This is a genomic window from Acinetobacter sp. ANC 4636 (genome assembly GCF_054454555.1).
In genome coordinates this window covers 125,059-148,336 of sequence record NZ_JBTKVD010000003.1, presented here as the reverse complement: position 1 = coordinate 148,336, position 23,278 = coordinate 125,059, and the positions used below count along the sequence as shown (strand labels likewise).

Sequence of the window (23,278 nt, the reverse complement as noted above, 5' to 3'; positions counted from 1 at the left end):
TTTACGTCATAGCACGAATACAATCTTGCACCAAGTCCGGACCTGTATAAATCAGACCACTGTAGATCTGAACTAAACTTGCACCCACCTGTTGCTTCGCATGTGCTTGTTCACCTGTCAAAATTCCACCCACACCAATGAGGGGAATCTGATTTTTTAACACAGCAGCAAAAGTTTTTAAACAGGCTGTACTTTTTTCAAACACAGGCGCACCTGATAAACCACCCGCTTCATCGCCAAATGGTAGGTTTTCCACCCCTTCACGCGACAGTGTCGTATTGGTCACAATCAAACCATCGATTTTGTATGCCAGAAGTTGTTTCGCAATAAAAGCAATATCATCGGTACTTAAATCAGGCGCAACTTTCAAAACTAAAGGCACATAGTGTCCGTATTGTTCAGCCAGTTCAGCCTGACGATTTTTCAAAGTTTCCAGCAAATGCGTCAATGCCTCTCCACTTTGCAAGCTACGCAAATTTTTTGTATTCGGTGAAGAAATGTTTACCGTTACATAAGACGCATAGTTATAAACTTTTTCTAAACAGATTAAATAATCATCCGCTGCTTTTTCGACAGGAGTATCGGCATTTTTACCAATATTGATTCCCAAAACCCCTTTATATTGTGCAGCCTTAACATTTTCTACAAGCTTATCCACGCCGTCGTTATTAAATCCCATACGGTTAATAATTGCTTTGGCTTGTGGGAGACGAAATAATCGTGGTTGTGGATTACCCGCTTGTGGACGTGGCGTGATGGTTCCTATTTCGATAAAACCAAAACCTAATGCAGCAAGTGCATCAATATAGTCGCCATTTTTGTCTAGACCTGCCGCCAATCCAACTGGATTTGGAAATTCAATTCCCATACAAGTGACAGGTTTTGCGATAAATTTAGAGTTTACTAGCCCCATTTTATGCGCAGTTTTCAACCATGACAATGTAAGTTCATGCGCACGCTCTGGTGCTAACGAAAACAACAAAGGGCGAGCCAGCGAATACATCATAAAATCATCGAGTGGGTAGTTTGAAAACCGCCTTATTATAGGCATGCATACGCAAAAACACCATGCTTCACAACGCTTTATTTATAATATTCGTAACCAAGATGTTGCGATTTTCATCACTAATTCCTGAAAAATCATTGAATTGCTCTGTAACAACGAACAATTCAATGACAATTTTATCTTAGGCAAGCGGAATAAAACTCGCCTTTTGCGTTGATAAGCCTTCTGCGATCACTGCCTGTTCATAAATTCTTGCTTCTGCCAGTGCAAAAGGATGAAATGCCAATTGAGTCAAACGCTCAGCAATATAGGCCACCACATTCATGTGGCAAACGACGACAATTGACTCATAAGGAAGTTTCGACAACCAATCGACTGCCAAATCTGGATCATCATCAGGTTTAATGTGGTCACATAACATGACAGGTACATTAGAAAAATAGTACTGGATGTGTGCCAAAGTTTCCTGTGCCCGCAACAATGGGCTTACCACAAATAAATCTGGCTGAACTTTATGGCGCAAGAATCCTGCGGTTTGCTCAGCTTGCAAATGGCCACGTTTAGTCAGTGGACGTTTAATATCATTGCCATGCACTGGAGGAGCGGCTTCACCATGACGAACCAAAGTTAATTGCATAAAATTTCCTGATCAAGTGCAACTAGAATTGTTTATAACTCAACAATATGAAGTTTGCCTTACACATGTTGGTGTGGCAAAACAAATTCAACATCACTACGATGTCCGTTTTTCATCAGTGCCAAAGCAATCGATAGCGGCGGCGCCTGTTCAAAAATCACCTCATACAACGCATTGGTAATCGGCATATAAACATCAAGTTCCTTGGCTCGAGTACGTACCTGCACAATGGTGTTAATCCCTTCGGCAGTTTGCCCAAGCTCTTCAGTTGCCTGCTGCAAGGTTTTCCCTTGACCTAGAGCAAAACCGACCTGATAGTTACGGCTGAGTGGGCTATTACAAGTAGCAAATAAATCCCCCACGCCCGACAAACCCAAAAATGTTAAAGGGTTTGCACCTAGTTTTACTGCGAAACGGCTCATTTCCGCCAATGCACGGGTTAAAATCATGCTACGGGTATTTTCACCGATTCCATGCGCAGCGGCCATTCCCATTGCAACAGCATAAATATTTTTTAATGCGCCGCCCAACTCTACACCATGCACATCATCACTGGCAAAGACACGAAATAATGCGCTATGCAAAGCTTGCTGCACTGCATAACGCACTTGTTCTGAATGGCTGGCAATCACTGTTCCTGCTGGCATACCTGCCATAATTTCTTTCGCCAGATTTGGACCCGACAAGACACCATAAGGTACTTCTGGCAACTCTTCACGAATAATTTCACTCATGAAACTAAACGTGTTGGCTTCAATCCCTTTGGTCAATGAAATGATCGCCTGAGCGCTGATAAATGGCTTGATTTGCTGAATCACGCTTCGGAAAGAATGACTTGGAATCGTCACTAAAATCAGATCTCGATCACGTGCTGCATATTCTAAGTCTGCGGTAATCTGTAAACTATGTTCCAGTTCAAAATCAGGTAAATAACGTTTATTAATATGCGTTTGGTTAATTTCCTGAGCTGTATCAGCATCACGAATCCAAAGAATGGTATCACAGCCATTACGAGCTGCAAGATTTGCCATCGCTGTCCCAAAACTACCACCACCCAGCACAGTAACACGTAAAGCTGTTTTCTTATCTACGGGTACAGCTTCAACCAAATCGGTAAATTTCACTTCAGACATTGTATTTTCTCTATTTTTTTAAGGGGCTGACCAATAACGAACATAAGCAGCCAAATCAACTGTAGCACGAGTAGGCAACTGCTTATCGGCAGTGCCTACATAAATAATACCTGAAATCAAATCATGTGCTTGCAAACCCAATGCAGCTTTTAGCGCCACTGATTCAACTACAGCACCTGTACGCCACATTGTCGCAAAACCTTGACTTTGTAAAGACAATAGAAAGTTCTCAACTGCCGCACCCGAACTTAAAATTTGCTCATACTCAGGTACTTTAGGATGTTCAACAATCTGAGTCAGTGCCAATACCAATATCGGTGCACGAAAAGGATGGTTTTTGACGCGCTCGATCTGTACTGGATCAGTTTCAGGAAAATCTTGCTGCATCGCTTGTGCCAGTAATTCACCAAATGCTGCTCTTTGGTTATTTTCAATCACCACAAAACGAGTTGGTTTTAAACGATGATGATCAGGTGCAGTCAACGCTGCAGTAAATGCCAAATCAAGCTGCTGTTTATTTGGAGCAGGTTCAACCAGATGCCCAACAGATTGACGGTGTTGAATGTTGTCATGAACCACTTTTACTGTTGTATTTGCCATAAATACTGCAATCTTTTTTCATCTAAACAATGCGATTTAGATTAACACACTCTAAAAAATGAACTCTAGTTTTGCTGCAAGAAAAAACCAAGTGTTAAACGCCATCTGCAAAATCTGCATTTCTCATACAGATTTTCACTATTGTTTCGCCGTATTGCTGCTCAATATAACAATACATCAGATTTTTGAGGTCACACATGAAACCTTATTTACGTGTTGCCACTTATATTATTGGATTGAGCATATTCTTCACTGCATGTAGCTCCAATCCACCTGCAACGATTGCACTGCAAAAAGAAAATCATGAATTTGAGGTGACTGGCTTAGGAAGAACCGCGGTAATTGCAAAAAATAATGCCATTATTGCTGCCAATAAAACCTGCGCTCGACAAACTGCAATTATTCGCAGTGAAAACACCAGTTACCATGGTCTTTTCAAGAATGTAACTGATGAACAAACAGGACAAAACGTGACTGCTGCCGCTGAAATTCTGGGTGGTATTTTAGGGCATAGTTCAAATCTACAACGTGATGATGACTATCAAACAACCTTGACCTTCTATTGCCAAGCCAAATAAAACATAAAAAAAGGATCACCAATGTGATCCTTTTTTTATAGATTAGGCAAAACTAGCAATAACCATCCATACGAGTAAGTGGTAATTTTTGCCCAATCGCTTTTTCAATATCCGACAAGTAAAAAGCATCATCTTCCGACAAGAAACTGATACTTACACCTTGTGCACCTGCCCGACCTGTACGTCCAATACGATGGACATAATCATCAGACTGTTCTGGTAGCGTAAAATTCACGACATGTGATACGCCATCAACATGAATCCCACGCCCTGCGACATCAGTCGCAATCATAATATTGTGCTGTCCATTTTTAAATTGGTCGAGCATTTTCAGGCGTTTATCCTGTGCGATTTCACCTGAAAGCATCACCACTTTATACCCATCTTTTTTCAGATGATCATATAAACGGCGCACCTGATCACGGCGATTGGCAAAAATCATGACTTTTTCAATTGGCTCATGCTGCAAAACTTCCTGCAACAGGCGATATTTGTCCTGATTTGAAACAACGTAAACTCGCTGCTCAACGTCAGCATTGGTTTTCTTTTCTGGTTCAATCTCAACGGTTACAGGGTCAAATAACCACTGGCGCGCCAAGTTTAAAACGTCGTAGCTAAAGGTTGCCGAGAACATCAAAGTTTGACGCTGCTCTTTACGTGGTGAGAAACGCACAATACGTTTAACCGCAGGAATAAAACCCATATCCAACAAACGGTCAGCTTCATCAATCACCAGAAATTCAACCTGATCTAACCAGACTTCTTTTTGCTCAGTGAAATCAATCAGACGCCCTGGTGTTGCCACTAAAATGTCAACAAAACCCGCATCAAGCTGTTTCTTTTGCTTATCAAAATCAACGCCACCGAGTAAAGTCACCACATTGAGTGTAGTAAATTTAATTAAATCTTTGGCATCTTGCTCAATTTGCAATGCCAGTTCACGCGTTGGCGCTAGAATCAGTGCACGTGGCTCACCACGGTAACGCTGTTCCTGAATTGGATTATGCAACAAGTCATTAATAATGCTGATTAAGAATGCAGCAGTTTTCCCTGTTCCTGTTTGCGCTCGACCAATCGCATCATGACCTGCAAGCGTAAACTTTAAAACCTTTTCTTGAATCGGCGTCATGCTGCTAAAGCCCAACGCATCAATCGCCTGTTTTAACTGAGGATGTAAATTTAAGGTTTCGAAACCAGATGACATAAACCTGTTAATCCGTTATACGCGTAAAATAGGTGTTTATTATAAACAAAAAACGCCCCAAATGTTATGGAGCGTTTTCTTCGGTCAAGCCTGAAGATAAATCAGTCTAATGGCTGAACTTCTTCTGCTTGAAAACCTTTTTGACCTTGTACAACGCTGAATTCAACGCGTTGACCGTCACGTAAAGAACGATGACCGTCACCCATGATTGCGCGGAAGTGAACGAATACGTCATCGCCGCTGCTACGTTGAATAAAGCCGAAACCTTTAGTGTCGTTGAACCATTTAACTACGCCTTGTTCACGTACTGTCATTAGTTAATCCTCTGTGATTAAAAAAAAGGATCACCCGGTGTTGCAAACAGTAGAGCGACAAGGTTTAAAAATAGTTATTATTTTTAAGCTTGTGATCATTCTGTAAAACTATTAACAAAATCCGGTTATATCCACATTGTCATAGGTTTCTTAGCAAAAAGCACCCTACGTCCAGACCTGAGATTAGCATGCCTTTACTATAATTGATACAAAAATTTTTCATAAATATCGTATTTTATCGCTTCATTTTTTTTCTTACATTTAGATGGTTTTTTCCAGTGCATTTGGTCTTTTTTAGGCTTAAGCTTTTTGTTAGTATTTAGACCTTTATTGAGTTTAGAATCCTGTTTTATGACCGATCCTAAGGCTACTTTCATTGAAATTGATGCAATAGGAAAACCATGTCCTATGCCATTATTGATGTTGAAACGCGCAATAAAGTCTGCACCAGCTCAACAAAAATTCTGCCTAAAAGCTTCTGACCCCAATAGTGAAATTGATATTTTACGCTATTGCCAATTACAGAAGCGACAATGCCAAATGATCAAGATTTCAGAACACGAATTACATTACATTATTGAATAATAATGAATAATTTGTGTAAAAAATGAAAAACACTGGCATAAAAATTTACATTTATCTACCCTTTTTACCTTAATTGTGCGTACAAAGCAGATTAAGATAAACATATTGGTCTTTACTAGATATCCTTATAAGGAGTTTTCATGACTGACAGCAGCAATCAATTGATGCCCCTGTCATTGTCTGCACCAGGTGTGAACTTGGGTGCATACATCAGTACTGTCAATCAGATTCCTATTTTGACTGCCGAACAAGAAAAAGAGTTGGCAGAACGCTACTATTATGACCAAGATCTTGATGCAGCAAAAATGCTGGTGATGTCGCATTTGCGTTTTGTGGTTCATATTGCACGTACCTATGCAGGCTATGGTTTACCGCAAGGCGACCTGATTCAAGAAGGCAACCTTGGTTTGATGAAAGCCGTAAAACGTTTTGACCCGAACATGGGTGTACGTTTGGTGTCTTTTGCAGTGCACTGGATCAAGGCTGAAATTCACGAATATGTGATTCGTAACTGGCGCATTGTAAAAATTGCGACCACCAAAGCGCAGCGTAAATTATTCTTTAATTTACGTAGCTTAAAAAAATCCAGTAAAAAACTGACTCTTAAAGAAGCTCAAGCAATTGCTGATGACTTAAATGTCACACCCGAGCAAGTGCTAGAAATGGAAGGTCGTTTAACTGCGTATGATGCGGCTTTTGAAACGCAAAATGATGACGATGACGAAGGTTCAACTCACGTTGCGCCTGCTTTGTATCTGGAAGATAGCCGTTACGACCCTGCGCGTTTGGTTGAAAATGAAGACTACGAAGAGCAAAGTACATCTGCACTACATGATGCGATGAATCAGCTTGATGATCGCTCTCGTAATATTCTACAGCGCCGTTGGTTAGATGATGATAAATCAACCTTGCATGAACTGGCTGCTGAATACAATGTTTCAGCAGAGCGGATTCGCCAGCTTGAAAAAAATGCGATGGAAAAGATTAAAGTTGCCATGTCATCTAACTAAAATTTTGAAGTGTTAAACACGATAAATCAGGCTGATTCTTCAGCCTTTTTTATCGCCTGAGTTTTAGGCAAATAATCGTAACCCACCTAAAAATCTATGTTATGGTATAGCGCAAAATCATGACGGAATAGCGCAATGTGGCTTGCAATCTCTGCGTTGAATCTTGCGATCGCAGTTCTACTTGGTGCTTTTGGTGCGCATGGCTTAAAAGCTCGAGCAACCATTGACCAACTCTCTTGGTGGCATACTGCAACGGATTATTTTTTCTATCATGCTCTAGGTTTGCTGGCACTGGCTATTTTGGCAAAAGTGTCACCACAGTTTCCGATCAAACTGAGCTTTGTGTGCATCCAGATAGGGATTATATTCTTCTGTGGTTCGTTATATGTCATGGGTTTAGGTCTGCCACGTATTTTAGGAGCAATTACTCCAATTGGTGGAACCTTCATGATTATTGGCTGGTTAGTCTTGGCGTGGAATGCCATGAAATTTGCAAAATGAGGACAGCATGCAAATCTTTTTAAATGGCGTTGCAACTGAAACGTCTTGTGAAAATCTACTGGCACTGGTTCAATCTCTCGCTTTAGAGAATAAACGCTTTGCAGTTGAACTCAATGAAATGATTGTGCCGAAATCAAAATTAGAGCAAACCCAAATTCAAGCACAAGACCATATTGAAATTATTCATGCCGTTGGTGGTGGTTAATAGGACATAATTATGCAAGATGCTCAATTTAAGGATTCTCCTTTAATTATCGGTTCACGTACTTTCCAATCTCGTCTACTGGTTGGCACAGGAAAGTATAAAGACCTCAATGAAACCGATCTGGCAATTCAAGCCAGTGGTGCAGAAATTGTCACTGTCGCAATTCGCCGTGTGAATATCGGTCAGCATCCTGACCAACCGAATTTGCTTTCTGTGATTCCGCCTGAGAAATACACGATTTTGCCCAATACCGCAGGTTGCTTCGATGCCAATAGCGCAGTCAGAACTTGTATGTTGGCACGTGAGCTTCTCGACGGACACAACTTAGTGAAACTTGAAGTGTTGGGCGATGAGAAAACTTTATACCCAAATATCATGGAAACTTTAAAAGCTGCGCGCACCCTGATCGATGATGGCTTTGAAATCATGGTTTACACTTCAGATGACCCAATTGTAGCCCAAGAACTTGAAAGTATGGGCTGTGTCGCAATTATGCCTTTAGGCAGTTTGATTGGTTCAGGTTTGGGTATTTTAAATCCACATACCATTTCAATTATTAAAGAAAATGCCAAAGTTCCAGTTTTGGTCGATGCAGGTGTTGGTACTGCCAGCGATGCAGCGATTGCAATGGAATTGGGCTGCGATGGCGTGTTGATGAACACTGCGATTGCCAATGCGCAAAACCCGATTTTAATGGCATCTGCGATGAAAAAAGCGGTTGAAGCAGGTCGTGAAGCGTTCTTGGCAGGACGTATGCCACGTAAACGCATGGCAAACGCCAGCTCACCAGAAACAGGTTATTTCTTTAAATAACTGAATAAATGCATAAAAAAAGCCAAGTTTAACTTGGCTTTTTTGTTACCAGCGGAATTTGTCCCAGTTTTCGGGGTTGGCCCAGAACTTAGAGTTAAACCAGTCAGGCACATGCTTGTAAGTCAAAATATTAAATTGCCACAAGCTAACACTGCCTTGTTGCTGAGTTTTATCAAGCATTTGGGTTAAGCCTAAAGCACGCATCAATTTGACATCTTGGTTTTGGCACACGACCACCAAGCGCTTTGCCATAAGGTCGCGTAACTTGACTAAAAGCTGTGACTTTTCAGTTTCGCTTAAATTCTGCATTGCTGGTGTATCGAGCAAAATAAAGCCCAAGTCATAGCGACGGGTAAATGGCAGACTTAAAAAATCAGATACGTTAAAATATTGCCAGTCAATTGAGTGTTGTAAGCCGTGTTGGCAAAGATCCTGTCCAATACATAATGCAGTTTCAATGGGCTGCTCCTGACATAAATCGTCTAGCATTGAAGTGATGACATTTTGTTCAGCCATAAACTGCACCTTTATCTGAGTTAGAGAGAAATTGATATGGAATTACAAGGCATTTGTCACAAAATGCATGCCAACTTAGCCAACCATAGTGTAACCGAACAAAACACTCAAAAAGCGCATGTTGAATACAGCTTTATTCTAGACCAATCTCAGATCAATTTACCCTTTACTTTAGGCCAAGAGCTTGAAATTGAATGGACTGGGCAGATTTTTTGTGTGTCTTGTGGTGCAAAAACCCCCAAATCCTACTCACAAGGTCACTGCTTTAAGTGTTTTAAAACTAAAGCATCTTGTGACATGTGCATTATGAAGCCTGAAACTTGCCATTATCATCTCGGGACTTGCCGTGAAGATGAGTTTGCACAAAATGTCTGTTTTCAGCCGCACATTGTCTATTTAGCCAATTCAAGCGCTTTAAAAGTCGGCATTACCCGTATCACGCACATGCCAACACGCTGGCTCGATCAAGGGGCAACTCAGGCTTTACCGATTATGCGAGTCGGCTCACGACGCTTGTCGGGGCAGCTTGAAATTATGTTTGGTGAACAAGTGGCGGATAAAACCGACTGGCGTAAATTACTGAAAGGTGAAGCTGAACCGCTAAATTTGGTTGAAGTTCGCGAGCAACTGGTTGAAGAGTTTGCACCTAAAATTCAGCGCATTCGTGATGAATTTAGTCAAAACTTGCAATTTGATGAAGGAATTGAATTACTTGAAAATGAGCAAATGCGAGAGTTTGTTTACCCTGTCGAGCAATACCCTGAAAAAATCAAATCGCATAATCTCGACAAAACCCCAATCATTCGCGGTGTGTTGCAAGGCATTAAAGGTCAATATCTGATTTTAGATACAGGCGTGATTAATATTCGTAAATATACAGGCTACGAAATTATTATTCGGACTTAAACTTATAATTATAAAAACAGGCAGGAAATTCCTGCCTGTTTAAATTCAATGCACTGCCAGTAGCTGCAAAATTGCATGCACAGGATCTTCAGTATCTCCTGAAATCAGTTGCTTATGCATACTTAAATGCTGCATGGCTTGTATTTGTGCCACCTCAACATTCATCAATTTTTCAATTTCAGCTGCCAATATTTCAGGGTTTGCCTGATCCTGCACCAACTCCTGAATGACTTTTTTCCCCGCAATAATATTGGGCAAAGAAAAATACGGAATCTTGATCATAAATTTCATGATGCGATAGGTTAACCAATGCAGCTTATAAAATGTCACCATTGGGCGGTGCAGCAGCATTGCTTCAAGTGTGGCTGTCCCCGAAGCCAAAGCAATAATATTACTGGCATCCATGACCAAACGCCCAATTTTTGATTCAGTATGCTGATTGTCGAGAACATGAATCTTGGCACGCACACTTTCAGGATAACTTGCCAAAATTTTCTGAATTTGCTCAAAACGCTGAGCATTAATTGCAGGAACAAGGTATTCATATTCGGGATATTTGGTTTGCAAAATCTGTGCTGCGTCAAAAACTAAAGGTGCAAGTCGTTCTACTTCTCCACGGCGACTCCCTGGTAACAACGCAATATATTTAGCTTGTTCGGGAAGATTCAGGGCTTGTCTGGCTTGCTGAATCGGGTTACTGAGCGGTAACTGTTTCGCTAGCGGGTGCCCAACAAAAATTGCAGGAACTTGATACTGTTGATAAAAAACTTTTTCAAATGGAAACAAACACATCACCAAATCGATATTTTGCTTAATACCAAACACACGCTTTTGTCGCCATGCCCATACAGAAGGACTGACATATTGCACAGTTTTAATCGGAAGCTGTTTTTGTTTTAGGCGCTTAGACAAACGTAAATTAAAATCTGGGGCATCAATTCCAATAAAAATATCAACAGGATTGTTTTGCCAACGTTCAACCAAACCATCACGTACAGCAAATAATTGTTTCAGTTCTTTTAAGACTTCAACCAACCCCATGACAGCAAGAGTATCCATCGGATAAAAACTCTGAAAGCCCTCAGCAATCATTTGTGGACCGCCAATTCCCTCAAATTCGACGTCAACACCCTGCTCTTTGAAACAACGCATCAGTTCAGCCCCAAGTGTATCTCCTGAAACCTCACCGACGACAATGCCGATTCTCAATTTACGTTTTTGCAAGAATGTTTTCCTTTTGGGTGTGTCATCAACAATATTATAAAAGATTTCTAGGCGTTACTTCATGCTTGGTTCGAATATAAAACACTTGTTCTCTTATCATATCTTCCTGCAAATCACTTTCAATCATCATTATGGTGCAAATTACACTCAAACAGGCAATAGCAAATTTAACTTGAAAATACCAAAACTGGCAGTCACCCACATCATTACAATCCAACATCAAGATTCAATATTTTAACCACTCATACCATACCACGATTCCAAAAATCTAAAATCGATGCGAACGTCAACCGTACAGTGCAAAGATAAAATTAGCACCCCGATTAGCAGCAATGATGATCACAAGCTTCAACAAGATGCTTATGCCCTACTGAACTTAGTGGCGTTATTACTTAAATGACCATGCTGACTTCCAAGTAAATGGCAACAAAGCGACCGACAAAAAGTATCTGACTGGCCTATCTCAAGGGCAAGTTTACTAAGACGTACCTACCAATTATACGGTTGCGGTCAAATTCAAATACTGATCATTTTAGTCTGATTTTATAAGCATTTTAAAACCAATCAAAACGATTGGTTTTTTAATTATTTTTCATTTAAAAACAAAATCTTATAAAATATTTAATTTTTTATTTTATGTAATGCTTGACGTAAAATCAATATAAGATGTATTTTAAATACATCTTATAAAAAACGTGCGAGTATTCGTTATGTTAAGCCAACATCAAATTGACCTCATTAAATCAACTGTTCCAGTTTTGCGTGAAAACGGGGTTGCGCTTACAGATTATTTCTATAACCGTATGCTAACCAACAATCCGCAGTTAAAAGAAACTTTTAACATGGGACATCAGCGCAGCGGCGCGCAAGCAAAAGCACTTGCGGGGGCGGTATTGGCATATGCTGAAAACATCGAAGACCCAAGCGTACTTGCACCTGTTGTTGAACTGATCTGTCACAAACATGTCAGTCTGAATATTCAAGCACCTGAGTATGACATTGTCGGTGAAAACCTGTTGCACTCAATTAGTGAAGTGCTCAGTATTCCAATGGATCATGAACTGATTGAGGCATGGGGTCTGGCATACGGACAACTTGCAGATTTGTTTATTGCAACTGAACAGAAAATTTATCAAGAACATCAACAAACTAAAGGTAGCTGGTTAGGCTGGCGTGATTTTATTATCTCCAAAAAAGTCAAAGAAAGTGATGAAATTACTTCTTTCTATTTGGTACCAAAAGATGGTGGTGCATTACCAGAATACAAAGCAGGTCAATACGTGACTGTACGTGTATTTGTTCCTGAACTCGGTATTAAACAACCACGTCAATACAGTCTTTCAGACTGCGCTTCAGGCAACTATTTCCGTATTTCGGTGAAACGTGAACAAGCAAAAGTTGAAGGACAAGATCCTGGTTATGTTTCTTCAACATTACATAAGCATTTAAACGTCAATGATGTTGTGGAACTTTCAGCACCAACAGGCAACTTCTTCTTGGTTAATCCTGAAAAAACCAATGTTTTAATCAGTGCAGGCGTTGGCTTGACACCAATGGTTGCCATGTTGAATCAGTTGTTAACAGAAAATACTGATCCAAGTGCCAAAATATCATTCTGGCAAAAAATCAAAGCACAGTTTGGCTCGACAGAAGCTAAACCATCTGTTCATTTCATTCATGCAACACGTGGTTCACGCGTACATGCCATGAAAAATGCCATTCAAGGATTGGCAGAGCAGCACGATAATTTAAATGTCTTTGTTGCTTATGAACATCCTGAACAACAAGATGTATTGGGGCAAGACTACCATTCGAAAGGTCGCCTAGATTTATCGACACTAGACCGTAAATGGCTACCTGAAAATGCTGATTATTATTTATGTGGTCCAATGCCATTTATGCAAATTCAAAATAAAGCCTTGTTAGCGCTCGGTATTCCACAGGAAAATATCCACAGCGAAGCTTTTGGCACAGGTGGCGTTGCCCTATAAACAACAAACTGCCACAAAAACAAAAAGCCATTTCTATCTAGAGATGGTTTTTTTATTGATTTTTTGCAGCACAAATAATCTTGATCCTTGGGCAACACCCAATAATATTAAGAGTATTTTTCATGCAATTTCATTGATCAGGCTATATGCTTTCTTGGTCGTATTACTAAAGCGATGACTTTTTAAAATATTTAAAACTCTCAAAAATTGGCACAATGTGTTTGGCTGAAGTCTTTCAATTTAAAATACCTCCAATTAAATTTTAAAGTAGTAAATTGATTTTTATCGGTATTTTTTAAAAATCTTACTTAAAAGTTTCTGAAAAATCATAATTTTGTGATTCAGTATTTATTTATTCTTTTTTTGAATAAGCAAATCATTTTTTATGAGTACGTTTTTTCATAAAAACTCCTAATATAAGCACAAATTTATATAATGGCACATGGTCATGATCGATGCGGTTCAGTTTATTTTAGCAGGCATGCTAGTGGGTTTTTGTGTAGGAATCACAGGTGTTGGTGGTGGTTCACTCATGACTCCAATGCTGATCAGTTTATTTAAAATCGAACCACATATCGCAATTGGTACTGACTTAATCTATGCATCCATTTCCAAATTTTGTGGTTCAATCGTTCATGCCAAAAAACTCAATGTCGTTTGGCCAATTGTTTCATGGCTAGCTCTGGGTAGTGTTCCTGCTTCATTTGCAACACACTGGGTACTAGAGCACTATTTAAGCCATTCTTCTGAATATAAAGCAGTCTTGACTATGGTCTTGGGTTTCATGTTGACCCTGACTGGTATTTCCATTATTTTCCGTTCAAAAATTGAGAAATTCTTTAACCATTTCCGCAAAAAAGAACCACAGTCTGAAGAATTAATCTTTACAGGCAAGCGCCGCATTTATGTCGTCTTTATGGGAATTGTACTGGGTGTATTCGTGACATTGTCATCGGTTGGTGCGGGTGCATTTGGTGTTATGGCACTGATTCTGCTTTTCCCAAATCTACCGATGATTCGGATTATCGGCTCCGATGTTGCACATGCGGTATTACTGACTTTCGTTGCAGGGATTGCTCACATGAGTTCTGGCAACGTGGATTTTCATTTACTCGGCTGGTTACTGATTGGTTCTATTCCTGCCATTATTTTTGGTACGCTGATCAGCTCAAAATTACCTGAAAAAATGATTCGTAAAATTTTAGGGATTACCCTGTTCCTGCTCGGGATTAACTTTATTTTGCATCCTGTTAAAGAAAAGCCGAAGCCAAAAGCTGAAACTGCAATGCTCGTTCAGCCTGTAAGCAACTCACAACAACATGGCTAATGCTATCGAGCATTAGACTAATAGACGTTTTTAATCCAAAGATTTAGCGCTACGATCATCTTTTGTTTCTGAAAGCATGCTATAGTCAGACTCATCCAGATGATCCTATTTTTTAACCAGTGAAGGCAATGAATAGTTTACAGTCCCATTCTATTACGTCAGCCGATATTGATGACATCAATATCCAAAGCATCCAACCGCTTGTTACTCCAGCACAATTAAAAGAAGAACTCCCTCTTTCAGAGAAGGCTTACCAAACTGTGCTTAACGGACGTGAAACGATTCGCAAGATTTTGGATGGTGAAGATAAACGCTTATTTGTCGTGATTGGACCATGCTCAATTCACGATCCTAAAGCCGCACACGAATATGCTGAACGTCTTAAAGCACTTAGTGAAAAAGTTAAAGACACTCTTTATTTGGTGATGCGTGTTTATTTTGAAAAACCGCGTACAACAATTGGCTGGAAAGGCCTGATCAATGACCCCGATATGAATGATTCATTCAATATTGAAAAAGGTCTGCGCATTGGTCGTAAATTATTGCTTGAACTTAATGAAGTGGGTTTACCTTGTGCAACTGAAGCGCTTGATCCAAACTCACCACAATATTTACACGATTTAATTTCATGGTCAGCAATTGGCGCACGTACTACAGAAAGCCAAACTCACCGTGAAATGTCTTCAGGTTTATCTTCACCTGTTGGCTTTAAAAATGGTACAGATGGTGGTTTAACAGTAGCAACCAATGCCATGCAAGCTGTTAAACACGGACACAGTTTCCTCGGTTTAAATGAAAATGGTCAGGTTTCTGTGATTCGTACCAATGGCAACCCATACGCACACGTGGTATTACGTGGTGGTAACGGCAAGCCAAACTACGATGCAACCTCTGTTGCAGAAGCAGAACAGGCTTTGGCAAAAGCAAAAGTCAGCAACAAAATCATGATTGATGCCAGCCACGCTAACTCGAACAAAGACCCGTACTTACAACCACTTGTTCTCAAAAATGTCACTGAGCAAATCATCAATGGCAACAAGTCAATTGTAGGCTTGATGGTGGAAAGTCACCTTAAAGGTGGACGCCAAGATATTCCAGAGAATCTTTGTGAACTTGAATATGGCAAATCAGTTACTGATGGCTGTATTGATTGGGATACCACGGAAAAAGCGCTTCTTGAAATGCACGATGCATTAAAAGATGTCTTACCAAACCGCTAATTATTTGACAATACGCCATCAGCAAGATGGCGTTTTTTATGAATGATCATCGTATGAACAGTTTAGAACTCGCGCTTAGTCAGACCCTTAACTTTCAGTATATTCATGAACGCCTACTCAGTTCTGGGCAACCAACCGTTGAACAACTCAAACTGATTAAAGCGTATGGAATCAATACTGTTATTAATTTGGCTTTAAGCGATACCAACAATGCAGTTGAGCATGAAGATAAGATTTGCCTTGAATTAGGATTAAATTATATTCAACTGCCGATTGACTGGGAACTTCCCGATCCAGAACAAGCTCTTTTTGTACTTGATACATTGAACTTTCTATTGAAACAACAGAATATCTGGATTCACTGCTCTGAAAATTATTGTGCCAGCGCTCTCATCTATTTATATCGTCAGTATTATATGGATACCGATATAGAACAGGCACAGCATTATCTGCATCAAATTTGGGAACCAAATGATACCTGGACAGGTTTAATTCACAATGTTGCCTTACAGCTCCAAGGGCGCAAAGCAACTCTTGAACTTCAACAAGCCCTCATGGGAACAAAAGCATTCTCGTGAATGCTCTTAGATCAGCTTGCTGCCACTAACAATACAGTGGCAGTCGCCAGAATCCCTTCCTGACGCCCCGTAAAGCCCAGTTTTTCAGTTGTTGTGGCTTTAATGCTAATTTGCGATACATCTACATCAAGCACATTTGCCACACTCTGGCGCATATCCAGATTATATTTCGCCAGTTTCGGGCGTTCGCATGCGACAGTCATATCCGCATTAGCTAGCACATAACCACGATCCAAAATTAGTTGATAAACATGCTGCAACAGCTTACGACTATCTGCACCCTTAAATTCGGGATCTGTATCTGGAAAATGCTGTCCAATATCACCCAATGCCAATGCACCAAGTAACGCATCACACAGTGCATGCAATACCACATCACCATCTGAGTGTGCTTTTAAACCCTGTGTATGAGGAATCTGAATTCCTGCCAAAGTGACAAAATCACCTTCTTCAAAAGCATGTACATCCATGCCTTGACCGATTCGAATTTTTGTAACCACGCTAAACATCCTTTATCAAGACTTGTGTTTGTTATCGCTGATTCGCTATAGTTAGCGCTAGCATCATCTCGTCAAAGTATAAGCGATCATGTCGTTGAATTTTAATCTTTATACCAATAAAGCATTTGGCTGTATGGTTTTGCTCAGCGTATTAGCATGCTCTTCGAGCTATGCCTATCAGCCCTTATGTAGCAATCAATCACATCCAAATTACTGTAAAACACAATATAAAACTCAAGTTGATCAGATCAATAAGCTGTACTTTACCTCAAATCTGGTCACCAATGCACCATTACGCTTATTACAAGATACTCAGCATATGTGGCATTCCCGTTTAAAACAGTGCAAGAATAAAAGCTGTTTTGAACAGCAATTTAATCTACGCGCTGAAGACTTAAATGCCTATAGTGCCTTAAACCAAAGCCTCACTCAGCATTTTATTAAATATCATCATGGGAAAATTGCCCAGCCACAGACCTATTTGCAGATTCATCAACTTGATCAAAATAAAATGAAAATCGAAGGCTGGATGTATCGTAACCCAAATGCTAGCCTCGATAAGCTCAGTTTTGCTTTTCTCTCATATTTAAACAATACAGACAAAACCAAAGTCACCAACAATGAAACCACTTGTCGGTATCAATTTAATTATCAGAAAACCTTACTAGTGGTTACCAGTACCAATCATGTGGCAAAACAGAATTGCCAACGCTTTACTGGTATTTATCGCCTTTATGATTAATGTGCAAATAGAGGAAAAGTATTTTTCTATTTTTGTTGAGCAGTTAAAATAAGCTCAGCCAAGCGAAGATCTTCAGGATAAGTAATTTTAATATTGTCAGAACGCCCTTGTACCACAATGACGGGCTGCCCAGCAAACTCAAGCGCACTGGCTTCATCAGTAATACTAATTTCTGCTGCCAATGCCTGCTCTATAGCTGCTTTTAATACAGAAAACCGAGCAATCTGCGGTGTCTGCGCTTGCCAGAGTGCATCACGACTCACGGTGGTTTCAATCTGTTGCTGATCGGCAACACGCTTTAAGGTATCACGTACAGGGGTCGCTAAAATAGCACTGCAAGCCTGTTGCTGCGCTTGCTCAACCAAATTCTGTAGAGACTCCAGTGTAATACACGGACGCGCTGCATCATGTACCAACACATAGTCATCATTGGTGGCAAAAGCTTGCAAATACTGCAAAGCATTCAGCACAGAATCAACACGTTCACGCCCGCCTTCACAAAAATGCGCACGTTCAGGGTAAGCGAGTGGTAATTGTTTGGCAAATTGATCTTGTGAGTTAATCGCAAGCACATAACCTGCTAAGGGAAGTTGATTTAACCGTGCCACACTATGTTCCAACACGGTCTGATCTAGAATTTTTTGATATTGTTTTAATTCGGTGGGTGAAAATCTGCGACCTGAGCCCGCAGCGGGAATAATAGCCCAAAGTTTAGTGCATGTCTGGGCTGTCTTCATCTTCATTGGTGCCTGAATCTTTCTGTTTATTTGGGTCAACATACGTCGATTGATACTGTGTGCTAATCGTGCTCATTTGTACAAAGGTTTCATGTGGTTTAATTAACCCCAAGTCCAAACGCGCATGTTCTTCTATGGCTTCCGCACCATTTTTCAAATCATAAACCTCTGCACCCAAGATACGGTTACGTTCTTTGAGTTCTTGGTTCACTTCAGTCTGTTGCTGGATTTGTTGCATGAGTTTTTTATGATCATAATAACCATCCTCACCAAACCAGAACATATATTGACACCCTGCGACCAAAACGATCGCAAGGCACAATATGATACGACTTGAAAAAGAGTTAAAGGTCTCTTTCCAAAACATCAACATAAAGCTTAGTTCAAACCTTTAAATTCAGCTTTACCGCGATAAATCGCTTGAGTCAATTCTTCAATACGAAGTAATTGATTGTATTTTGACACACGGTCAGAACGGCAAAGTGAACCAGTTTTGATTTGACCCGCAGCAGTACCAACAGCCAAGTCAGCAATAGTTGAATCTTCTGTTTCACCTGAACGGTGTGAAATAACAGTGCTGTAGCCATTAGCTTTTGCAAGGTAAATTGCATCTAAAGTTTCAGTCAAAGTACCAATCTGGTTGTACTTGATCAAAATTGAGTTTGCAACGTGCTGGTCAATACCACGTTGTAAAATCTTCGGATTAGTTACGAACAAGTCATCACCAACCAATTGGATTTTGTCACCCAAGATAGAAGTCAAGTAAGCCCAACCTTCCCAGTCAGATTCGTCTAAACCATCTTCAATTGAGATAATTGGGTACTGTTTAGCCAAGCCAGCAAGGTAGTCAGCAAACTGGTTGCTTGTAAATGCTTTGTTGCCTTCACCTGCAAGGATGTACTGGCCATCTTTGTAGAATTCTGAAGCTGCACAGTCAAGTGCCAACATAATGTCAGAACCAACTTTATAACCTGTTTGTTCAATTGCTTGAAGAATTACAGTAATTGCTTCTTCGTTTGAACGAAGGTTTGGTGCAAAACCACCTTCATCACCTACAGCAGTATTCAAACCTTGCTTTTTCAATACAGATTTCAACGCATGGAAGATTTCTGCACCAGCACGCAAGCTTTCAGCAAATGATGTAAAGCCTACAGGCTCAATCATAAATTCTTGAATATCAACTGTATTATCTGCATGTGCGCCACCATTTAAGATGTTCATCATTGGCACAGGCATAGACAAAGTGGTTTGACCACGTAAGTTTGCGATATATTGGAACAATGGAAGTTTTTGTTCAGTTGCTGCTGCACGCGCTGCTGCTAGAGATACAGCCAATGTTGCATTCGCACCCAATTTTGCTTTGTTTTCAGTACCATCAAGCGCGATCATTTGTTCATCAAGTGATTTTTGCTCAAATGTACTTTGACCAACAAGCAAATTGCGAATATCGTTATTCACATTTTGTACTGCGGTACGCACACCTTTACCTAAGTAACGTGATTTATCACCATCACGAAGTTCAAGTGCTTCACGAGAACCTGTTGAAGCGCCTGATGGTGCGCATGCACGACCAACAACCCCAGAGTCTAAAATAACATCCGCTTCGATGGTTGGGTTACCACGAGAGTCCAAAATTTCGCGCGCACGAATGTCAACGATTTGGCTCATGAACAATTCCTCTGTTAATTAATAATCTAATGCTATTTTTGGCATTAGTGTGTGTCTAATTTTGCAAATCCTTTGACCAACGTATCCAGTTCCTTGAGCTGAGCCAAGAACGGTTCTAGTTGGGATAAACGCAACGCACATGGGCCGTCACATTTTGCTTCATCTGGATTTGGATGAGCTTCTAAAAATAAACCTGCTAGCCCTGTTGCCATACCTGCACGCGCAAGTGTGGTAATTTGAGCACGGCGACCACCTGCTGAGTCTGCTCGCCCACCTGGTGTCTGTAATGCGTGAGTCACATCAAAGAACACAGGAACATTCATGGCTTTCATGGTATCGAAGCCAAGCATGTCAACTACAAGGTTGTTATAACCAAATGCAGAACCACGCTCACATAAAATCAACTTATCATTGCCTGCTTCCAGACATTTATTCAAGATATGACGCATTTCATGTGGCGCTAAAAACTGTGCTTTTTTAATGTTAATAATAGCATTGGTTTTTGCCATTGCTTCAACAAGGTCAGTCTGGCGGCTTAAGAAAGCAGGAAGTTGAATAATATCTGCAACTTCAGCCGCAGGTGCAGCCTGATACGGCTCATGCACATCGGTAATGATTGGCACATTAAACTGTTTTTTAATGTCAGCCAGCCATTCCAGACCTTTTTCTAAACCAGGACCACGAAACGAATACAAACTCGAACGATTGGCTTTATCAAAACTGGCTTTAAAGACATACGGAATGTCTAAACGCTTACAAATATCGATATACGTTTCTGCAATCTCAAATGCAAGATCTTTAGACTCTAGTACATTCATGCCGCCGAATAGTACAAATGGCAAATGATTTGCCATTTGTATATCGCCTAAACGTACAATCTCTTGTGGTTTTAATTGTGACATTTAAACTTTCCAAAACTGGAGTAATTTAGTTTTTGCTTTGTTGATACTGTTTTTTCGCGGCATCAATAAAGCTAGCAAATAACGGATGCCCATCACGTGGTGAGCTGGTAAATTCTGGATGGAACTGCACCGCAATAAACCAAGGATGAGCAGGAATCTCGACCGTTTCAACCAAATGCTGTGCAACTGAATAACCAGAAATTTTCATGCCTGCTGCTTCAAGCGGTGCAATAAAACGGTCATTCATTTCATAGCGGTGACGGTGACGCTCAGTAATCTCGGCTTTACCATACACTTCACGTGTTTTAGTCCCTGCAACCAGTTCAGATTTTTGTGCACCCAAACGCATGGTGCCGCCCAAATCAGACTCAACACTACGTTGTTGCAGTTCGCCGCGCTCATCTAACCATTCGGTAATTAAGCCGATCAATGGATATTTTGTAGCACGATTGAATTCTGTAGATGTTGCCTCTGGCAAACCTGCAACATGGCGTGCATATTCGATCACGGCAAGCTGCATCCCCAAGCAAATCCCCAAGAATGGAACTTGGTTTTCACGGGCATACTGAATGGCTTTCATTTTTCCTTCAGTACCACGCTCACCAAAACCACCTGGAACCAAGATTGCATCAGCATCTTTCAGTTCAGCAGCAACATCTTTCGATTCAAGTGCTTCTGCATCAACATAGTCGATTTGCACTTTCACGCGGTTTTGAATACCTGCATGCAGCAATGCTTCATTGACAGACTTATAAGCATCTGGCAGTTCAACATATTTACCGACCATCGCGACACGTACAGTGCACTCTGGGTTAAACAATGCTTCACACACTTGATCCCAATCGGTCAAATCTGCTTCTGGCAAATCATTGTAACCAAAACGTTCACAGATCAAATCGTCAACGTTTTGCTCATAGAAATTACGCGGAATCTGATAAATGGTTTTTGCATCTTTACAAACGACAACTGCACGTGCTTCTACATTGGTAAATAGTGCAATTTTGCGTTTAGTGTCTGCATCAACATCATGTTCGGTACGACAGATCAAAATATCTGGCTGAATACCAATTGAAAGCAATTCTTTTACAGAATGCTGAGTTGGTTTGGTTTTTAATTCAGCCGCAGATTTAATGTATGGCAACAACGTCAGATGCATGAGCATGCTGCGTTTGTGTCCAAGTTCAACCAACAACTGACGAACAGACTCCATAAATGGAAGTGACTCGATATCCCCGACTGTGCCACCGATTTCAACGATAGCCACATCGTAGCCTTCGCCTGCACGAAGTACACGTTCTTTAATATTGTCCGTAATATGTGGGATAACCTGTACCGTACCGCCAAGATAATCACCACGACGTTCTTTGTTAAGGACGTCTTGATACACTCGGCCACTGGTAAAGTTATTGAGTTTGGTCATTTTCGCACGACGTAAGAAACGTTCGTAATAACCCAAGTCTAAGTCTGTTTCGGCCCCATCTTCAGTTACGAAGACTTCACCGTGTTGGAAAGGACTCATTGTCCCTGGATCGACATTAATATATGGATCCATTTTCACCATGGTTACTTTTAAACCACGAGCTTCTAAAAGTGCAGCAACTGAAGCGGCTGAAATACCTTTACCTAGTGATGATACCACACCACCAGTAACGAAAATAAAATGGGTCATTCGGTTTCTCGTACAATCAAGCCTAAATCGGCATGCAATGCTGGGCAATTTTACTTTACTCTGGCCCTATAAAGCAAAGTCATTCCACAGGTATTCACATAACAAATTACAATTGTCTATTTTACCATCAAATTCGATGCAATATGGTGACATATCTGTACATTTGCAATCGATTTTTTATTGCTATAATGGCGTATCTTTGTTTAAGTCAATTTTGTTACGTGATGAATAAGAAATTTATTATCTGTGGTGCAATCGCAGCAGGTTTACTCCTTGCAGCATGTTCGTCTAAAAAAGAAGAAGCACATCCTGATGAGCAGCAAGCTCAATCTGAGCAAACGAACAATCCTGCTTCAGAGCAATTCCATTCAATTAATGAAAATAGCAATACGCCAGCTTCAGATGTTGAACCACCTGCACCGCCAGCCAAAAAAGTTGTGAAAATTCAGCGTGAAGAAACTGAAAACACATCAACAGAAATTCGCAGCGAAGTGAAAGATGCCGATACAGCGGCGCCAACAACAAATAGTTCAACCAGTTCAACCAGTTCAACAACTGGTAGTACCACAGGTTCAAGCAATAACAACAGTACGAGCAACAGCCAAGTCGTGACTGAGAAAAAACCAGAATCAAGCAAAAAAGCACGTTTGAGCGAAGATGATGCTGTTGCCGCTGCAATTGCTGCAGCTAAACCTGCACTCAGTAACTAATT

Annotated in this window: 27 protein-coding genes; 13 read left to right on the top strand and 14 right to left on the bottom strand. The window is 40.5% G+C overall.

The window, feature by feature from the left end; genetic code table 11:
• Position 1 precedes the first annotated feature (1 nt).
• The 4 genes from ACX1N5_RS04660 to ACX1N5_RS04645 form a co-directional block, all read right to left on the bottom strand.
• Positions 2 to 1,006: a quinone-dependent dihydroorotate dehydrogenase gene (locus ACX1N5_RS04660; RefSeq protein ID WP_045792886.1), complete on the bottom strand. Its 1,005-nt coding sequence runs from the start codon at positions 1,004 to 1,006 to the stop codon at positions 2 to 4.
• 181 nt (positions 1,007 to 1,187) lie between these two features.
• A complete protein-coding gene (locus ACX1N5_RS04655; protein ID WP_458800458.1) occupies positions 1,188 to 1,643 on the bottom strand; it encodes a SixA phosphatase family protein in 456 nt (151 codons plus the stop codon).
• A 59-nt stretch (positions 1,644 to 1,702) separates the two neighbouring features.
• Complete coding sequence (locus tag ACX1N5_RS04650; RefSeq protein ID WP_004751575.1) at positions 1,703 to 2,776, bottom strand: NAD(P)H-dependent glycerol-3-phosphate dehydrogenase; 1,074 nt, start codon at positions 2,774 to 2,776, stop codon at positions 1,703 to 1,705.
• An 18-nt stretch (positions 2,777 to 2,794) separates the two neighbouring features.
• A complete protein-coding gene (locus tag ACX1N5_RS04645; RefSeq protein WP_458800459.1) occupies positions 2,795 to 3,376 on the bottom strand; it encodes a nitroreductase family protein in 582 nt (193 codons plus the stop codon).
• Positions 3,377 to 3,573: 197 nt separating this feature from the next.
• On the opposite strand from ACX1N5_RS04645, the gene ACX1N5_RS04640 reads away from it, so the two are divergent.
• Positions 3,574 to 3,954 carry a hypothetical protein gene (locus ACX1N5_RS04640; RefSeq protein WP_458800461.1) on the top strand — a complete coding sequence of 127 codons (381 nt, stop codon included), beginning with the start codon at positions 3,574 to 3,576 and terminating at the stop codon, positions 3,952 to 3,954.
• 52 nt (positions 3,955 to 4,006) lie between these two features.
• Here ACX1N5_RS04640 and rhlB read toward each other — a convergent pair whose 3' ends face one another.
• On the bottom strand, positions 4,007 to 5,158 hold the full coding sequence (rhlB, locus tag ACX1N5_RS04635) for an ATP-dependent RNA helicase RhlB (protein ID WP_004751568.1): 1,152 nt from the start codon (positions 5,156 to 5,158) through the stop codon (positions 4,007 to 4,009).
• 101 nt (positions 5,159 to 5,259) lie between these two features.
• Positions 5,260 to 5,472: a cold-shock protein gene (locus ACX1N5_RS04630; protein WP_004751565.1), complete on the bottom strand. Its 213-nt coding sequence runs from the start codon at positions 5,470 to 5,472 to the stop codon at positions 5,260 to 5,262.
• A 351-nt stretch (positions 5,473 to 5,823) separates the two neighbouring features.
• On the opposite strand from ACX1N5_RS04630, the gene ACX1N5_RS04625 reads away from it, so the two are divergent.
• The 5 genes from ACX1N5_RS04625 to ACX1N5_RS04605 all read left to right on the top strand — a co-directional run bounded on the left by ACX1N5_RS04625 (position 5,824) and on the right by ACX1N5_RS04605 (position 8,586).
• The gene (locus ACX1N5_RS04625) at positions 5,824 to 6,057 is read left to right on the top strand and encodes a sulfurtransferase TusA family protein (protein ID WP_004751563.1); all 234 of its coding nucleotides are present in this window, start codon (positions 5,824 to 5,826) and stop codon (positions 6,055 to 6,057) included.
• A 140-nt stretch (positions 6,058 to 6,197) separates the two neighbouring features.
• The gene (rpoH, locus tag ACX1N5_RS04620; RefSeq protein ID WP_004900543.1) at positions 6,198 to 7,067 is read left to right on the top strand and encodes an RNA polymerase sigma factor RpoH; all 870 of its coding nucleotides are present in this window, start codon (positions 6,198 to 6,200) and stop codon (positions 7,065 to 7,067) included.
• 135 nt (positions 7,068 to 7,202) lie between these two features.
• Positions 7,203 to 7,568, top strand: a complete 366-nt coding sequence (locus tag ACX1N5_RS04615; RefSeq protein WP_004751560.1) for a DUF423 domain-containing protein — start codon at positions 7,203 to 7,205, stop codon at positions 7,566 to 7,568.
• 7 nt (positions 7,569 to 7,575) lie between these two features.
• Positions 7,576 to 7,773 (top strand): sulfur carrier protein ThiS, encoded by a 198-nt coding sequence (gene thiS, locus ACX1N5_RS04610; protein ID WP_004751558.1) that lies wholly within the window; start codon positions 7,576 to 7,578, stop codon positions 7,771 to 7,773.
• Positions 7,774 to 7,785: 12 nt separating this feature from the next.
• Complete coding sequence (locus tag ACX1N5_RS04605; protein WP_004751556.1) at positions 7,786 to 8,586, top strand: thiazole synthase; 801 nt, start codon at positions 7,786 to 7,788, stop codon at positions 8,584 to 8,586.
• A 45-nt stretch (positions 8,587 to 8,631) separates the two neighbouring features.
• Here the strand turns inward: ACX1N5_RS04605 and ACX1N5_RS04600 are convergent, their stop codons facing one another.
• Positions 8,632 to 9,102 (bottom strand): DUF6231 family protein, encoded by a 471-nt coding sequence (locus tag ACX1N5_RS04600; RefSeq protein WP_004751554.1) that lies wholly within the window; start codon positions 9,100 to 9,102, stop codon positions 8,632 to 8,634.
• A 36-nt stretch (positions 9,103 to 9,138) separates the two neighbouring features.
• On the opposite strand from ACX1N5_RS04600, the gene ACX1N5_RS04595 reads away from it, so the two are divergent.
• The gene (locus ACX1N5_RS04595; RefSeq protein WP_458800465.1) at positions 9,139 to 10,008 is read left to right on the top strand and encodes a DUF2797 domain-containing protein; all 870 of its coding nucleotides are present in this window, start codon (positions 9,139 to 9,141) and stop codon (positions 10,006 to 10,008) included.
• Positions 10,009 to 10,053: 45 nt separating this feature from the next.
• Here ACX1N5_RS04595 and lpxB read toward each other — a convergent pair whose 3' ends face one another.
• Positions 10,054 to 11,232 carry a lipid-A-disaccharide synthase gene (gene lpxB, locus ACX1N5_RS04590; protein WP_458800467.1) on the bottom strand — a complete coding sequence of 393 codons (1,179 nt, stop codon included), beginning with the start codon at positions 11,230 to 11,232 and terminating at the stop codon, positions 10,054 to 10,056.
• Positions 11,233 to 11,942: 710 nt separating this feature from the next.
• On the opposite strand from lpxB, the gene ACX1N5_RS04585 reads away from it, so the two are divergent.
• The 4 genes from ACX1N5_RS04585 to ACX1N5_RS04570 all read left to right on the top strand — a co-directional run bounded on the left by ACX1N5_RS04585 (position 11,943) and on the right by ACX1N5_RS04570 (position 16,348).
• Positions 11,943 to 13,223 carry a globin domain-containing protein gene (locus ACX1N5_RS04585; protein WP_131388126.1) on the top strand — a complete coding sequence of 427 codons (1,281 nt, stop codon included), beginning with the start codon at positions 11,943 to 11,945 and terminating at the stop codon, positions 13,221 to 13,223.
• Between the two features lie 448 nt (positions 13,224 to 13,671).
• Positions 13,672 to 14,550, top strand: a complete 879-nt coding sequence (locus ACX1N5_RS04580) for a sulfite exporter TauE/SafE family protein (RefSeq protein WP_458800469.1) — start codon at positions 13,672 to 13,674, stop codon at positions 14,548 to 14,550.
• A gap of 128 nt (positions 14,551 to 14,678) precedes the next feature.
• On the top strand, positions 14,679 to 15,770 hold the full coding sequence (locus ACX1N5_RS04575) for a 3-deoxy-7-phosphoheptulonate synthase (RefSeq protein WP_004751542.1): 1,092 nt from the start codon (positions 14,679 to 14,681) through the stop codon (positions 15,768 to 15,770).
• A 53-nt stretch (positions 15,771 to 15,823) separates the two neighbouring features.
• Positions 15,824 to 16,348, top strand: coding sequence for a protein tyrosine phosphatase family protein (locus ACX1N5_RS04570; protein WP_458800672.1), 525 nt, complete (start codon positions 15,824 to 15,826; stop codon positions 16,346 to 16,348).
• Between the two features lie 11 nt (positions 16,349 to 16,359).
• On the opposite strand, the gene ispF is transcribed toward ACX1N5_RS04570, so the two are convergent.
• Complete coding sequence (gene ispF, locus ACX1N5_RS04565; protein ID WP_004751539.1) at positions 16,360 to 16,848, bottom strand: 2-C-methyl-D-erythritol 2,4-cyclodiphosphate synthase; 489 nt, start codon at positions 16,846 to 16,848, stop codon at positions 16,360 to 16,362.
• An 88-nt stretch (positions 16,849 to 16,936) separates the two neighbouring features.
• On the opposite strand from ispF, the gene ACX1N5_RS04560 reads away from it, so the two are divergent.
• On the top strand, positions 16,937 to 17,590 hold the full coding sequence (locus ACX1N5_RS04560; protein ID WP_458800472.1) for an A1S_1983 family putative colistin resistance protein: 654 nt from the start codon (positions 16,937 to 16,939) through the stop codon (positions 17,588 to 17,590).
• A 26-nt stretch (positions 17,591 to 17,616) separates the two neighbouring features.
• Here ACX1N5_RS04560 and ispD read toward each other — a convergent pair whose 3' ends face one another.
• From ispD to ACX1N5_RS04535, 5 genes are read right to left on the bottom strand one after another with little or no spacing between them, the layout of a single operon-like run.
• Positions 17,617 to 18,333 carry a 2-C-methyl-D-erythritol 4-phosphate cytidylyltransferase gene (gene ispD, locus ACX1N5_RS04555; RefSeq protein WP_458800474.1) on the bottom strand — a complete coding sequence of 239 codons (717 nt, stop codon included), beginning with the start codon at positions 18,331 to 18,333 and terminating at the stop codon, positions 17,617 to 17,619.
• Positions 18,302 to 18,694 (bottom strand): cell division protein FtsB, encoded by a 393-nt coding sequence (gene ftsB / locus ACX1N5_RS04550; RefSeq protein WP_034426178.1) that lies wholly within the window; start codon positions 18,692 to 18,694, stop codon positions 18,302 to 18,304. Before ftsB ends, ispD begins: the two co-directional genes overlap by 32 nt.
• Before the next feature lie 11 nt (positions 18,695 to 18,705).
• Entirely contained in the window at positions 18,706 to 19,995 is a 1,290-nt protein-coding gene (gene eno / locus ACX1N5_RS04545; RefSeq protein ID WP_458800475.1) for a phosphopyruvate hydratase, read from the bottom strand.
• A 44-nt stretch (positions 19,996 to 20,039) separates the two neighbouring features.
• Positions 20,040 to 20,897, bottom strand: a complete 858-nt coding sequence (gene kdsA, locus ACX1N5_RS04540; RefSeq protein ID WP_004751530.1) for a 3-deoxy-8-phosphooctulonate synthase — start codon at positions 20,895 to 20,897, stop codon at positions 20,040 to 20,042.
• Positions 20,898 to 20,922: 25 nt separating this feature from the next.
• Positions 20,923 to 22,566, bottom strand: a complete 1,644-nt coding sequence (locus ACX1N5_RS04535) for a CTP synthase (protein WP_458800478.1) — start codon at positions 22,564 to 22,566, stop codon at positions 20,923 to 20,925.
• A gap of 224 nt (positions 22,567 to 22,790) precedes the next feature.
• Between ACX1N5_RS04535 and ACX1N5_RS04530 the strand changes: the two genes are divergently transcribed.
• Entirely contained in the window at positions 22,791 to 23,276 is a 486-nt protein-coding gene (locus ACX1N5_RS04530) for a hypothetical protein (RefSeq protein WP_458800480.1), read from the top strand.
• Positions 23,277 to 23,278: the final 2 nt, after the last annotated feature.

Bases quoted from the DNA above. Each gene is read 5' to 3' on its own strand.
- ACX1N5_RS04605 (WP_004751556.1), top strand. From the start codon at position 7,786: ATGCAAGATGCTCAATTTAAGGATTCTCCTTTAATTATCGGTTCACGT.
- ACX1N5_RS04570 (WP_458800672.1), top strand. From the start codon at position 15,824: ATGAACAGTTTAGAACTCGCGCTTAGTCAGACCCTTAACTTTCAGTAT.
- ACX1N5_RS04580 (WP_458800469.1), top strand. From the start codon at position 13,672: ATGATCGATGCGGTTCAGTTTATTTTAGCAGGCATGCTAGTGGGTTTT.
- kdsA (WP_004751530.1), bottom strand. From the start codon at position 20,897: ATGTCACAATTAAAACCACAAGAGATTGTACGTTTAGGCGATATACAA.
- ACX1N5_RS04530 (WP_458800480.1), top strand. From the start codon at position 22,791: ATGAATAAGAAATTTATTATCTGTGGTGCAATCGCAGCAGGTTTACTC.
- ACX1N5_RS04660 (WP_045792886.1), bottom strand. From the start codon at position 1,006: ATGATGTATTCGCTGGCTCGCCCTTTGTTGTTTTCGTTAGCACCAGAG.
- rpoH (WP_004900543.1), top strand. From the start codon at position 6,198: ATGACTGACAGCAGCAATCAATTGATGCCCCTGTCATTGTCTGCACCA.
- ACX1N5_RS04650 (WP_004751575.1), bottom strand. From the start codon at position 2,776: ATGTCTGAAGTGAAATTTACCGATTTGGTTGAAGCTGTACCCGTAGAT.
- ACX1N5_RS04560 (WP_458800472.1), top strand. From the start codon at position 16,937: ATGTCGTTGAATTTTAATCTTTATACCAATAAAGCATTTGGCTGTATG.
- ACX1N5_RS04615 (WP_004751560.1), top strand. From the start codon at position 7,203: ATGTGGCTTGCAATCTCTGCGTTGAATCTTGCGATCGCAGTTCTACTT.
- ftsB (WP_034426178.1), bottom strand. From the start codon at position 18,694: ATGTTTTGGAAAGAGACCTTTAACTCTTTTTCAAGTCGTATCATATTG.
- ACX1N5_RS04645 (WP_458800459.1), bottom strand. From the start codon at position 3,376: ATGGCAAATACAACAGTAAAAGTGGTTCATGACAACATTCAACACCGT.
- ACX1N5_RS04585 (WP_131388126.1), top strand. From the start codon at position 11,943: ATGTTAAGCCAACATCAAATTGACCTCATTAAATCAACTGTTCCAGTT.
- rhlB (WP_004751568.1), bottom strand. From the start codon at position 5,158: ATGTCATCTGGTTTCGAAACCTTAAATTTACATCCTCAGTTAAAACAG.
- ACX1N5_RS04535 (WP_458800478.1), bottom strand. From the start codon at position 22,566: ATGACCCATTTTATTTTCGTTACTGGTGGTGTGGTATCATCACTAGGT.
- ACX1N5_RS04630 (WP_004751565.1), bottom strand. From the start codon at position 5,472: ATGACAGTACGTGAACAAGGCGTAGTTAAATGGTTCAACGACACTAAA.
- ACX1N5_RS04600 (WP_004751554.1), bottom strand. From the start codon at position 9,102: ATGGCTGAACAAAATGTCATCACTTCAATGCTAGACGATTTATGTCAG.
- ACX1N5_RS04575 (WP_004751542.1), top strand. From the start codon at position 14,679: ATGAATAGTTTACAGTCCCATTCTATTACGTCAGCCGATATTGATGAC.
- eno (WP_458800475.1), bottom strand. From the start codon at position 19,995: ATGAGCCAAATCGTTGACATTCGTGCGCGCGAAATTTTGGACTCTCGT.
- ACX1N5_RS04625 (WP_004751563.1), top strand. From the start codon at position 5,824: ATGACCGATCCTAAGGCTACTTTCATTGAAATTGATGCAATAGGAAAA.
- ACX1N5_RS04640 (WP_458800461.1), top strand. From the start codon at position 3,574: ATGAAACCTTATTTACGTGTTGCCACTTATATTATTGGATTGAGCATA.
- ispD (WP_458800474.1), bottom strand. From the start codon at position 18,333: ATGAAGATGAAGACAGCCCAGACATGCACTAAACTTTGGGCTATTATT.
- thiS (WP_004751558.1), top strand. From the start codon at position 7,576: ATGCAAATCTTTTTAAATGGCGTTGCAACTGAAACGTCTTGTGAAAAT.
- ACX1N5_RS04595 (WP_458800465.1), top strand. From the start codon at position 9,139: ATGGAATTACAAGGCATTTGTCACAAAATGCATGCCAACTTAGCCAAC.
- ACX1N5_RS04655 (WP_458800458.1), bottom strand. From the start codon at position 1,643: ATGCAATTAACTTTGGTTCGTCATGGTGAAGCCGCTCCTCCAGTGCAT.